General features: G+C 34.5%; 12 protein-coding genes. All 12 read left to right on the top strand.

Annotation, left to right across the window (positions count from 1 at the left end):
- Positions 1 to 2 precede the first annotated feature (2 nt).
- Positions 3 to 761, top strand: coding sequence for an FAD synthetase family protein (locus tag ACS3UD_RS05885; RefSeq protein WP_308137362.1), 759 nt, complete (start codon positions 3 to 5; stop codon positions 759 to 761).
- 146 nt (positions 762 to 907) lie between these two features.
- Positions 908 to 1171 carry a 30S ribosomal protein S15 gene (rpsO, locus tag ACS3UD_RS05880; RefSeq protein ID WP_213924540.1) on the top strand — a complete coding sequence of 88 codons (264 nt, stop codon included), beginning with the start codon at positions 908 to 910 and terminating at the stop codon, positions 1169 to 1171.
- 70 nt (positions 1172 to 1241) lie between these two features.
- On the top strand, positions 1242 to 3335 hold the full coding sequence (locus tag ACS3UD_RS05875) for a polyribonucleotide nucleotidyltransferase (RefSeq protein WP_308137363.1): 2094 nt from the start codon (positions 1242 to 1244) through the stop codon (positions 3333 to 3335).
- Between the two features lie 276 nt (positions 3336 to 3611).
- The gene (locus tag ACS3UD_RS05870; RefSeq protein WP_308137364.1) at positions 3612 to 4466 is read left to right on the top strand and encodes a polysaccharide deacetylase family protein; all 855 of its coding nucleotides are present in this window, start codon (positions 3612 to 3614) and stop codon (positions 4464 to 4466) included.
- Positions 4467 to 4619: 153 nt separating this feature from the next.
- On the top strand, positions 4620 to 4745 hold the full coding sequence (locus tag ACS3UD_RS05865) for a hypothetical protein (protein WP_440977740.1): 126 nt from the start codon (positions 4620 to 4622) through the stop codon (positions 4743 to 4745).
- Positions 4746 to 4784: 39 nt separating this feature from the next.
- Positions 4785 to 6065, top strand: a complete 1281-nt coding sequence (locus tag ACS3UD_RS05860; RefSeq protein ID WP_308137365.1) for a M16 family metallopeptidase — start codon at positions 4785 to 4787, stop codon at positions 6063 to 6065.
- A complete protein-coding gene (dut, locus tag ACS3UD_RS05855; RefSeq protein WP_308137366.1) occupies positions 6055 to 6486 on the top strand; it encodes a dUTP diphosphatase in 432 nt (143 codons plus the stop codon). Before ACS3UD_RS05860 ends, dut begins: the two co-directional genes overlap by 11 nt.
- Before the next feature lie 19 nt (positions 6487 to 6505).
- The gene (locus tag ACS3UD_RS05850; protein WP_308137367.1) at positions 6506 to 6742 is read left to right on the top strand and encodes a YlmC/YmxH family sporulation protein; all 237 of its coding nucleotides are present in this window, start codon (positions 6506 to 6508) and stop codon (positions 6740 to 6742) included.
- A 191-nt stretch (positions 6743 to 6933) separates the two neighbouring features.
- Positions 6934 to 7707, top strand: a complete 774-nt coding sequence (locus ACS3UD_RS05845) for a ClpP family protease (RefSeq protein WP_374049914.1) — start codon at positions 6934 to 6936, stop codon at positions 7705 to 7707.
- Between the two features lie 77 nt (positions 7708 to 7784).
- Positions 7785 to 10169 carry an FtsK/SpoIIIE family DNA translocase gene (locus ACS3UD_RS05840; RefSeq protein WP_308137369.1) on the top strand — a complete coding sequence of 795 codons (2385 nt, stop codon included), beginning with the start codon at positions 7785 to 7787 and terminating at the stop codon, positions 10167 to 10169.
- Positions 10169 to 11506, top strand: coding sequence for a 30S ribosomal protein S12 methylthiotransferase RimO (gene rimO, locus ACS3UD_RS05835; protein WP_308137370.1), 1338 nt, complete (start codon positions 10169 to 10171; stop codon positions 11504 to 11506). Before ACS3UD_RS05840 ends, rimO begins: the two co-directional genes overlap by 1 nt.
- The gene (gene pgsA, locus ACS3UD_RS05830) at positions 11493 to 12044 is read left to right on the top strand and encodes a CDP-diacylglycerol--glycerol-3-phosphate 3-phosphatidyltransferase (protein ID WP_308137371.1); all 552 of its coding nucleotides are present in this window, start codon (positions 11493 to 11495) and stop codon (positions 12042 to 12044) included. Before rimO ends, pgsA begins: the two co-directional genes overlap by 14 nt.
- The last annotated feature ends 1 nt before the right edge of the window (position 12045 follow it).

Raw genomic sequence — 12045 nt, 5'->3', positions numbered from 1 at the left:
TAATGAAAAACATAAACGGATCGTGTGTTGCCATCGGTAATTTTGATGGTATTCATACAGGTCATGACGTGCTTATAAGACGTATGATTGAATTAAGTCATGAAAAAAATCAGGACAGCATAATAATTACTTTCAAGTTTATAAAAAAAGATTTAAGAAAATCAAATTGTAACATCAAGTACATAAATTCAGGAAACATAAAGCTGGAGCTTTTAAAATCCTATAGTGTGACAGAGGTAGAGGAAATACTGCTTGACGAGGTTGTTTCAAAATATTCTCCGGAACAGTTTATTCGTGAAATTCTCATAGATAGGCACAATGCAAAAAATATCGTAGTAGGGTACAATTTTACATTTGGGTACAAAGCCGAAGGAAATATAAATACGCTGAAAAAGTTTCATGATAAGTACGGTTACAGCGTAGAAGAAATACATCCGGTAAAATATAACGGAATAGTTGTAAGCAGCACTCTGGTGCGAAATTTGTTAAATGAAGGCAAAATTCGCGAAGCAAATAATCTTTTAATAGATAATTATACTATATTTAACGAGGAAATTAATATAGATACTAATAAAAATGCTGCTTTTGTGAATAATAAAAGCAGTATCATAGTGCCTCCCGACGGCAGATATAAGATAAAGATGGGAAATAGGGAAATGATACTTAAGATTGTATCTAACAGGTATGGTTCTGTCTTGACTTTTGGTGAAAAGATTGAAAATGGCAATGATATAATATTTTTAGACAAAGTTGAAAGCTGATAATTTTGCATTAAAAAATTAAATTTAGGTTTACAAAAAACAAGTAGTATGGTAAAATTTATTGTATTTCCATAATCTAAGTTTTTCGAATCCTCAACGTATTGCTTGGATTATTGGTGAAATAAAAATTATTATTGGAGGACAATATGACTAAGGAACAAAAAACACAAATTATTGAACAGTACAGAATCAATGAAAAGGATACGGGATCTCCGGAAGTTCAGATAGCGTTGCTGACTCACAGAATCAACAATTTAACTGAACACTTGAAAGACAACAAAAAAGATCATCACTCAAGAAGAGGTCTTTTGCAAATGGTTGGTCAAAGAAGAGGATTTCTTAACTACTTAAAAGAAAATGACATCGAAAGATACAGAAGTATTGTTGCAAAATTAGGATTAAGAAGATAATTAAGGAGCGGGGAAAATCCCGCTCTTATTTATCATTCAAAAGATTTCAAACTATTAGAAGGAGGTACAAATGGAAGAAAAAGTTTTTAAATATACGCTCGCAGGAAGAGAATTAAAAGTTACTACCGGCAAAATAGCAGAGCTTACAAACGGCTCTTGCATCGTACAATACGGAGATACGGTAATAATGGCTAATGTTGCGGCATCAAAAGAGCCAAGACAGGGTATAGACTTTTTTCCGTTGAGCGTTGATTTTGAGGAGAAGCTTTATTCTGTGGGAAAAATTCCCGGAGGATTTATTAAAAGAGAAGGCAAACCGGGAGAAAAGGCAATACTAACGTCAAGACTAATAGACAGACCGTTGAGACCGCTGTTTCCGAAAGGATACAGAAATGATGTTTCGGTAACTGTTACTGTATTGTCAGTGGATCAGGATTGTTCGCCTGAAATAGCTGGGATGATAGGTTCTTCAATTGCATTGACCATATCAGATATTCCCTTTGACGGGCCGACAGGTTCTGTAAACATAGGTCTTATTAATGATGAATTTATTGTAAACCCAAGCAGCAAGGAAAGAGAAGCTACGGCTTTGAACTTAACTGTTTCTGGTACAAAAGAAGCCATAATGATGGTTGAAGCTGGTGCAGATGAAATAAGCGAAGCTAAAATGCTTGAAGCAATATTGTTTGCTCACGAAGAAATTAAGAAAATATGTGACTTTATTAGTGAGATAAAAGCAGAAGTAGGAAAAGAAAAATCAGACTATCTAAAATTTGTATGTGATGAATCGATTGAACAAGAAATCAGAGAATATGCCGCACCTATAATAAATGAGGCTATAATAGTTAAAGATAAGCTTGAGAGACAAGACAGAATCGATAGTTTCAAAGCGCAGACAAAGGAAGTATTCTTGGAAAAGTATCCTGAAAATGAAGCTGATATTGATGATGCTCTTTATACTATAATTAAGGAAAAGGTAAGGGAAAATATTCTTGTAAGAGGTATAAGACCTGACAACAGACAAATTGATGAAATAAGAAAAATTTCATGCGAAGTTGGAATGCTTCCTAGAACTCATGGATCTGCAATATTTACTAGAGGCCAGACTCAGGTTCTTACAGTAACGACTTTGGGCGTTTCAAGTGATGAACAGACACTGGACGGTATATCTGAGGAAACATCTAAAAGATATATGCATCATTACAACTTCCCATCTTATTCAGTAGGAGAAACCAGACCTTCAAGAGGACCTGGCAGAAGAGAAATCGGACACGGAGCATTAGCAGAACGTGCATTGGAGCCTGTTATTCCATCGGTGGATGTATTCCCTTACACAATAAGACTTGTTTCTGAAGTTCTTAGTTCAAACGGTTCAACTTCACAGGCTTCTGTATGCGGCAGTACATTGTCTTTAATGGATGCCGGAGTTCCTATTAAATCACCTGTAGCAGGAGTGGCAATGGGATTAATGAAACAAGATGACAATGTTGTAGTGCTTACTGACATACAGGGAATGGAAGACTTTTTGGGAGATATGGACTTCAAGGTAGCCGGAACAAAAGACGGTATAACTGCAATCCAGATGGATATAAAAGTTCATGGAATCGACAGAAATGTTTTAACAAATGCATTAGAAAAGGCTCGCGTTGGAAGACTGTTTATATTGGATAAAATGCTTGCATGCATTGATAAACCAAGAGATGAAATAAGTAAGTACGCACCTAAGATAATAAGCATGACAATTAATCCTGATAAGATAAGAGATGTTATAGGAGCAGGCGGTAAGGTTATCAATAAGATAATCGAAGAAACAGGAGTAAAAATTGACATTGAAGATGACGGTTCAGTACTCATAGCTGCCGAAAATGTTGAGAGTGCTTATAAAGCTAAAGAAATAATTGAAGGCATTATTAAGGAAATAGAAGTAGGAGAAATAATGCTCGGCAAGGTTGTAAGAATTGTTACATTTGGAGCGTTTGTTGAACTTACAAATAACAAAGACGGACTTTTGCATATATCTCAGATATCCGACAAAAGAGTTGCAAAAGTAGAGGACGTTTTAAGCGTAGGCGATGAAATACTTGTTAAAGTAATAGAAATCGACAATCAAGGAAAAATAAAACTTTCAAGAAAAGAAGCTATAAAAGAAACCGAAAATAAATAATATATCGGTAATAATAAATGCTTTAAGATAATAAGATAACAATATCAAGGTAAGACCGAGATTTTGTTATTTTTTATTTTCTGATTTTTGAAACAAGAGTTATTACAATTTACTCATATGGAAAGTTATGAAAGGATATAGCATAAAAATATGGTGATTTTTGAAATTGATGTTATTACTATGATATTTATACCTTTATATCCTGTTAGTGAGTGTTGATGCTTATATTAAAAAGATATATAATTTATATATATTAAACATATATTAAGGGGGGATATGATGAAAAAAGTATTGATTTTATCATTGATAACATTGATGATTTTGTCTGTCAATATTGGAGCGAATGCTGACGAAGTCGGTATACAACAATACAACTTACCGAATTTAGGACATGCACAATATTCTGTAGAAAAAGCACTGGATTTATCAGTGTATGCGTCAGAACCTGTCGAAGAACAGGCACTTGCTGATGAAGAACAGGCGCTTATTAATCCGGAGCAGCAGGATACAAGTGAATTGGATTATGACAAGCCAGTAGTTGCTTTGACATTTGATGACGGTCCATCCAAATATACTCCTGAAATACTTGAAGTATTGCGGGAAAATAATTCTAAAGCGACATTTTTCGTGGTGGGGTCAAGCGTTGATAATTATAAGGATACATTAAATCAAATAATAAACGAAGGAAATGAGATAGGAAATCATACCTATAACCATAAAGACTTAACCACTGTTACGAATGAAGAGTTATACAAGCAGGTTAAAGGTACGGATGATTTGATTTATAGTGCTACGGGGTACACTCCGGCAATAATGAGACCACCTTATGGTGCAAGTGATGATGAATTGAACAAAAAAATCTTAAAACCAGTTATTAAATGGTCTGTTGATACACGTGACTGGGAGAATAGAAATACAGAAATGATTGTAAATGAAATTTTGGAAAATGTACAGGACGGAGACATAGTTCTTATGCATGATTTATATGAAAGCACTGCCGAAGCAGCAAAGATAGTTATTCCGGAACTTGTGGAAAGAGGATATCAACTTGTTACGGTAAGCGAAATGTCTGAGTACAGAGGTATTTCATTGACTGAAGGAGAGCAGTTCTACAATATGTATATAAATTAGGTATAAAAGGGCGTAATTCTAATCAATTATGCCCTTTATAATTAAAGTATTGTAATTTATGTAAAATTCTGATAATATTAATTCATAATAATTTTTTAATAAAATCATAAATAGACCCTTTAAATAATACATTTAATTATGAGGGGGATTTTTATGAAATTTTTTTGCAATAACTTAGAATTTATAAGAAAACTCATAATAATAATTTTGACTTTGGTTATTATTATACTGCTTATAACAGGCAGATGCAGTACCGGGAGATACATAATGTTATGGTAATGTAAGTTTGCCTGCAAGATTAGCATATATGGAGGAGAAATGATAAAAAAGCATACTTTAGATAACGGTATAAGAGTGGTAATGGAAAAAATAGACTATGTAAAATCGGCATCAATAGGAATTTGGGTCAATGTTGGCTCCAGCAACGAGACAGAAGAAACAAACGGAATGTCTCATTTTATTGAACACATGCTTTTTAAAGGAACATCTAACAGAAAAGCAAATGAAATAGCTGAGGATATGGATAATTTGGGCGGCCAGATGAATGCATTTACAAGCAAGGAATGCACCTGTTTCTATGTTAAGGTTCTGGATGAAAACATTGAGGAAGCCACTGATATACTTTCAGATATGTTTTTTAACTCATTGTTTTTGCAGGAGGAAATTGATAAGGAAATTTCTGTTGTTATAGAAGAAATAAAGATGTATGAGGACTCTCCGGAGGACATTGTTCACGATAAACTTACGGAAATAGTTTTTAATGACAGCCCTATGGCATATAATATACTTGGTACGGAAAAAAATTTAAAGACATTTACGACACAGAGTGTATTGAAATACATGAAAGAAAAATATTCTCCTCACAATACTGTGATAGCAATTGCTGGAAGCTTTGATGAGGATAAATTTGTTAACATGATCAAGAATAAATTCAGCCACTGGCAGAATGGTTGTGTTGAACACATTGATAAACCTGGAGAATATAAGCGCAGAGTTGTAGGAATAAATAAGGACCTGGAGCAGCTCCATATGTGTATAGGAAATAAGACAATCGGGAGACATGACAAAAAATACTATCCATTGCTGGTTTTAAACAACATATTTGGTGGAACTATGAGTTCTAGAATTTTTCAGGAAGTAAGAGAAAAGAAGGGCCTGGTTTATTCGATTTATTCATTCGTATCTAATTATAAGTGCACTGGAATATTCAGTATATATGCAGGAATGTCATATGAACAGACGGAAGAAGCGCTAAGGACAGTATTAAAAGTAATGTCCGGCATGAAAAACGGAGATATAACAGAAAAAGAATTTAACAGAGCAAAACAGCAGATAAAGGGGAATTTTATACTTGGACTTGAAAGTACATCCAGCCGTATGTCGGCAATCGGAAGAAGAGAGTTGTTGTACAATGAAATCCAAAATCCAAATGAGATTATAGATCGCATCAATGACGTTAAATTGGAAGATGTATTGAAAGTATCTCAGGAACTGTTTGATATAGATAAGCTAAGTATCACTTTTACAGGTAATTTTAATAAGCATAAAGACATTGAAAAGATTATAAATAAAGTACTTGGAGAAGAATATGAAAGTTAAAATAGTAAAGAAAAATCCTTTTGAGCTCCCTACTTATGAAACAAAGGGCTCAGCAGGAGTAGATTTAAAAGCATATGTGGATGCAACGATAACATTAAAACCTATGGAAAGGGCATTGGTTCCAACCGGAATACATATAGAGATTCCTATGGGATACGAAGCCCAGGTAAGAGCAAGAAGCGGACTGGCAATTAAGCACGGTATAAGTTTGGTAAACGGAATCGGAACCATTGATTCAGATTATCGCGGTGAAGTAAAAGTAATACTGATTAATTTAGGCGACAAAGAGTTTGTAATCAATAATGGCGACAGAATTGCACAGATGGTTTTTATTAAGCATGAGCAGGCTGATTTTGAACTGGTTGAAGAGCTGGGTAATACGGAAAGAGGCGAAGGAGGCTTCGGGCATACGGGAATTTAAATTATAAAAGGGGGATTGTATGATGAAATTAAGCGAATTGTACAGCAAAGAAATAATCAATATTGATACAGGCGAAAACTTGGGAATATTTGGTGACTGTGATTTGGTTATTGAAGAAAAAACCGGAGAAATTATAAGCTTTATTTCCGGTAATAACTCACATTTTAATATTTTTAAAGAACCGAAGAAAAAAGAAGTATTGTGGAAGAATATTAAAAAAATAGGCAGCGATATGATAATAATTGAAAATGATTAATTGCTTATTATGTATAAAAAAAGCAAAACTCCAAAGAATAATCAGGAATATAACCTGATTATTTTTATGTGGAGGCTCAAATGGAAAATAACAATCAGAATATTAATAATATGCTTCAGCAGTCATTTAATAACATAGACACAAAAAGAGTTAATAAAAACAGTCAAAACAATAATATGCCAGAGATTCGTATGAATGGGAATAATGAGAAACAGAACTTTAGCAGCGATTCTGAACCGATTAATCCGTTTCTTTTTAGCGGAAATGAAAATAATAAAAATGAAGATAATTCTGATCAGCCCATAGAAAACGTAAAGCAAGTTGGCAGCATAACAGATATCAGCCCAGTTAAGGACATTTGCTTCATAAGCATAATCGGAGAGATTGAGGGGCATACATCTCTTCCGCCTCAAAGCAAGACTACTAAGTATGAACATATAATTCCTATGATTATAGGAGCGGAAATGGATCCTCAAATTAAAGGGGTGCTGATGCTGATTAATACGATGGGAGGAGATGTTGAGGCAGGCTTGGCTATTTCAGAACTGGTATCAAGCATAACAAAACCGACAGTATCACTCGTCCTTGGAGGCGGCCATTCAATAGGTACGGCACTTGCTGTATCAACTAATTATTCATTTATTGCTCCTACAGGAACTATGACAATACATCCTATAAGAACAAATGGATTTGTGATAGGCGTTCCACAGACATTTAGATATTTTCAAAAAATGCAGGAAAGGATTACAAACTTTATAGTTAATAATTCAAATGTAGACAGAAAGGCACTTTTGGATTGTATGTATGATACCGACGAAATTGCTAATGATGTAGGTACAGTTCTCAATGCTGAAGAGGTTTGTCAGATAGGGTTGATAGACGAGATAGGAGGATTCAGTTCCTCTATGAATAAGCTGAGAGACTTGATAGGAAATATGAATAATAACGACCAGGATTGTTCATAATTAAATAAAAGATTGCAGTTAAACAATATATTATGATATAATAAAATTTAGAAAAAACAGGGGGACGCTGTATTAAAATGGCAAAGATACAAAGTGAAAATAAAACAAAAAAAGCAACTCCAAGGAAAAAGAGTACAAGCTCAAATACAAAATCAAAAAAAAGCAGTAACAACAGCAATGAGCTGTTAAAAAAAGAAATAACAGCAATTTTTACAGTTGCATTTGCTGTGTTTTTAATAGTGGTTACCATAAAAGAAAATCAGACAGGGATAATAGGAAAATCAATTAATACCTTCATTCATTCAGCTTTTGGAAAAGGAGCTGACGTATTGCCGTATTTTATATTGGTAATCGGTATGATGAGACTTTTGAATATAATCGTATTCGGAAACAGCAACCAAGTAGCGGCTATAATCGGGTTTTTTATATGCTTAATTATGTATTCGGCTTTGCAGGATATAGAAACATTAAAAGAAAGTGATTCTATAAGAAGCTTAATAAAAGTATCTTCTGAAACAGGCCTTTTGAAACAAGGCGGTGGAATTATAGGAAATATTCTTACATACATATTTTTAAAACTTGTTGGAAGAAACGGGACATACATAGTGCTAGGAGCTTTAGTGTTCTCTAATTTTATTCTTCTTACTAATCAGAGCGTTATTGGGATATGCAAAATAATTACAGATTATTTTAAAAGGTTTTTTAAGGCTATACATAATTTTATATTTATTACTGAGCCGCAAGACGACCCTAAATCCAAGGCCAGAATTCCGGAGCCTCATGATGGATCGGAAGAAAATATAAAAATATTCGATTATATGAATCCTCATGAAAACAATAAAAAAGCTGAAATTACACAACTGAAGATAGACGATGTCAAAAAAGCTGAAATGCCAGCTAAGGAGAATGTAAAAGAAAAAGAAAAAATTGAGCATGATGATGCTAAAGATAAAGAAGTAAAAAGAGGAAAGAATAATTCTAAATTTGAATCTAAAGAAATTACAGATGATATAATTAATATTGCAGGTATAAAGGCTGACAATTATAAACAACCGTCAACAACGCTTTTAGATTCTGTCCCTCAGCATTCAAGAGGGTACAAAGATGACTTGAAAAAAGACGGAGAAAAACTTATTGAAACATTGAGCAACTTTAATATTCCGTGCAACATTCTTCAAATCAATAAAGGGCCTACCATTACAAGGTATGAAATTCAGCCGGCTCCAGGTATTAAAGTAAGCCGCATAACGGGGCTGTCAAATGACATAGCACTGGCTCTTGCCACGTCTGATATTCGTATGGAAGCTCCAATACCAGGTAAATCTGCAATAGGAATAGAAGTGCCCAATAAAAGCAAGACAAGTGTGTATTTGAGAAGCTTAATAGAATCCAAAGAATATAAATCTATTGGTACAAATATTCCGTTCGCATTGGGAAAGGATATTGCAGGCAAGAATATAATTGCGTCCATTGATAAAATGCCTCACCTTTTGATTGCAGGAGCTACAGGTTCAGGAAAAAGTGTATGCATCAATTCTCTCATTATGAGTATACTTTTCAGGGCAAAACCTGATGAAGTCAAACTTATACTTGTTGACCCGAAGGTTGTGGAGCTGAGCATTTACAACGGTTTGCCGCATCTTCTTATTCCGGTTGTTACCGATCCGAGAAAAGCTGCAAACGCGCTGAACTGGGCTGTATCAGAAATGACAAATAGATACAAGATTTTTGCACAAAACAGTGTGAGAGATCTCGAGTCATATAATGAAAAGATGGTCAAGGAAGATAATGAAAAAATGCCTCAAATAGTAATTATTATCGACGAACTTGCAGATCTTATGACAGTTGCTTCATCTGAGGTTGAAGAATATATTACACGTATTGCTCAGCTTGCAAGAGCATGCGGCATGCACTTGGTAATTGCAACTCAGAGACCGTCTGTGGATGTTATCACAGGTGTAATAAAAGCAAATATTCCTTCAAGGATAGCATTTGCCGTTTCTTCGCATATAGATTCAAGAACAATATTGGATACCGGAGGTGCTGAGAAACTTTTAGGAAAAGGAGATATGCTTTATCATCCTATAGGCCTTCCAAAACCTATACGAATCCAAGGAACTTTTATTTCTGATGACGAAATAAAAAGAGTGGTAGATGATATCAAGGCTCAGCAGATTCAAATTAAAACAGGAAAACAAAATGAGATAATAAATGAAATAGAAAAAACACCGGAACAGGATGAGGACGTAGATGAACTTTTAGAGCAGGCAGTGGAGTTGGTCGTAAATGATGGCCAGGCTTCAGCTTCATATATACAAAGAAAATTCAAAGTAGGCTATGCCAGAGCTGCAAGAATAATTGATCAGCTTGAACAAAGAGGTATAGTTGGACCTCATGAAGGCAGCAAGCCAAGAAAAGTGCTTGTAACAGTAGAAGAACTAGAAGAAATGAGAGGAAATTAATGAAAAAAATATACATGCATTCCCTTGGATGTTCCAAAAATCTTGTTGATTCGGAACACATGATAGGAATATTAAAAAATAAAGGGTTTGAGACAACAGATTATGCTGACAAAGCCGATTACATCATAATAAATACATGTTCGTTTATAGAGGACGCTCAGCAGGAATCGGTGGATGCTATTCTTTCAGCTGCGGAAATTAAAAACAGTTGTAATAAAAAACCAAAGATTATAGTAACAGGATGTCTGGCTCAAAGATTTGGAAGCGAGCTTGCAGATGAAATGCCGGAAGTCGATATTATTATCGGGACATCAGGTTTTGAAAAGATAAATGATTATATTGAAAAATATGAAAGCAGCAATAGAACTGTGGTTGATACTGAAATGCGCCAGGTTGACGATGAAAATCTCCCTAGGAATACTTTGACAGAGAGTTGGTATGCATACCTGAAAATTGCAGAGGGTTGCAGCAACCATTGCACATATTGTATTATTCCAAAATTAAGAGGACCATATAAGAGCAGGAAGATAGAAAAAATTGTCGAGGATGCAAGCCAATTGGCAAAGAACGGAGCAAAAGAAATAATAATAATTGCTCAGGATACCAGCAAGTATGGAATTGATCTTTACGGAGAAAGAAAGCTTCATGAGGTAGTGCAAAAAGTTTCGGAATTGGAAGGTGTGGAATGGGTAAGAATACATTATCTGTACCCTGAAGATATATATGATGAGCTTATAAATGAATTTAAACACAATGACAAGCTGCTAAAATATTTTGACATACCACTGCAACACATAGATGATAGAATATTAAAGAGAATGAACCGAAACACAAATGAAAAGCAAATAACAGATTTGATTAAAAAAATCAGAAGAGAAGTTCCAGGAGCTGTAATAAGGACATCGCTAATAACAGGATTCCCCGGTGAGACACAGCAAGAGCATGAAAAATTGATGAAATTCCTGAATGAATACAAGCTTGATCGTGTGGGAATATTTAAGTATTCTAGAGAAGAAGACACTCCGTCATACAAGTTGCCAGATCAGATCGATGAGGAAGTCAAAGAACAAAGATATAATGAGTTAATGGAATTACAGCAAGGAATTTCTTATGAAAACAACCTGGAGAAAATAGGCGGCGTTTATGATGTTCTTATAGAAGAGAAGGATGCTGAAAACATATGGGTCGGAAGGACATACATGGATTCAATAGATATAGACGGCTGTGTCTACGTGACATCTGATAAGGATTTGGAAGTGGGAAGTATTTATAAAGTAAAAATAAATGATGTGTTAGAATATGATATGATGGGAGATGTTGTATATGAATTGGTTTAGACAAATGAACCTTCCGAATAAGCTTACTGTTATAAGAGTATTGGCAATTCCATTGTTTTTAATATTTTTATATATAAGCAAAGGAATATTCAGGTTTTTGCCGCTTTTAATTTTTGTTGCTGCGGCAATAACAGATGCTGTTGACGGGTATATAGCAAGGAGGGATAATCTGGTTACAGATTTTGGTAAATTTATGGACCCTCTTGCCGATAAGCTTCTCACTGCTTCTGCATTTATAGCTTTTGTTCAAATTGATTATTTAAGCGCATGGGTTGTTGTTATAATTATTTCGAGAGAATTTTTAATATCCGGATTTCGAACTTTGGCGGCTTCAAAAGGAATAACAATTGCGGCAAATCCATGGGGTAAAATTAAAACGGTATTCCAAATGGTACTTATCGTAGTAATATTGCTGAATTATACGGGATATGCAGGGTTTACATCACCATGGATAACACCTCTTGTGGTCATAGTAGTTCTTTTGACCGTAGTATCAGGAGCAACATATATTTATGAGAATATTGAAGCATTAAAATAAT

The organism is Sedimentibacter sp. LTW-03 (assembly GCF_052059825.1).
In the GTDB taxonomy this organism is placed as follows: Bacteria; Bacillota; Clostridia; order Tissierellales; family Sedimentibacteraceae; genus Sedimentibacter.
The sequence above is the reverse complement of the archived record's forward strand: the minus strand, read 5'-3'. Positions and strand labels throughout refer to the sequence as shown.

Coding starts and splice junctions, on each gene's coding strand:
- ACS3UD_RS05875 (WP_308137363.1), top strand. CDS start 1,242: ATGGAAGAAAAAGTTTTTAAATATACGCTCGCAGGAAGAGAATTAAAA.
- ACS3UD_RS05885 (WP_308137362.1), top strand. CDS start 3: ATGAAAAACATAAACGGATCGTGTGTTGCCATCGGTAATTTTGATGGT.
- rpsO (WP_213924540.1), top strand. CDS start 908: ATGACTAAGGAACAAAAAACACAAATTATTGAACAGTACAGAATCAAT.
- ACS3UD_RS05850 (WP_308137367.1), top strand. CDS start 6,506: ATGATGAAATTAAGCGAATTGTACAGCAAAGAAATAATCAATATTGAT.
- pgsA (WP_308137371.1), top strand. CDS start 11,493: ATGAATTGGTTTAGACAAATGAACCTTCCGAATAAGCTTACTGTTATA.
- rimO (WP_308137370.1), top strand. CDS start 10,169: ATGAAAAAAATATACATGCATTCCCTTGGATGTTCCAAAAATCTTGTT.
- ACS3UD_RS05865 (WP_440977740.1), top strand. CDS start 4,620: ATGAAATTTTTTTGCAATAACTTAGAATTTATAAGAAAACTCATAATA.
- ACS3UD_RS05840 (WP_308137369.1), top strand. CDS start 7,785: ATGGCAAAGATACAAAGTGAAAATAAAACAAAAAAAGCAACTCCAAGG.
- ACS3UD_RS05860 (WP_308137365.1), top strand. CDS start 4,785: ATGATAAAAAAGCATACTTTAGATAACGGTATAAGAGTGGTAATGGAA.
- dut (WP_308137366.1), top strand. CDS start 6,055: ATGAAAGTTAAAATAGTAAAGAAAAATCCTTTTGAGCTCCCTACTTAT.
- ACS3UD_RS05870 (WP_308137364.1), top strand. CDS start 3,612: ATGATGAAAAAAGTATTGATTTTATCATTGATAACATTGATGATTTTG.
- ACS3UD_RS05845 (WP_374049914.1), top strand. CDS start 6,934: ATGAATGGGAATAATGAGAAACAGAACTTTAGCAGCGATTCTGAACCG.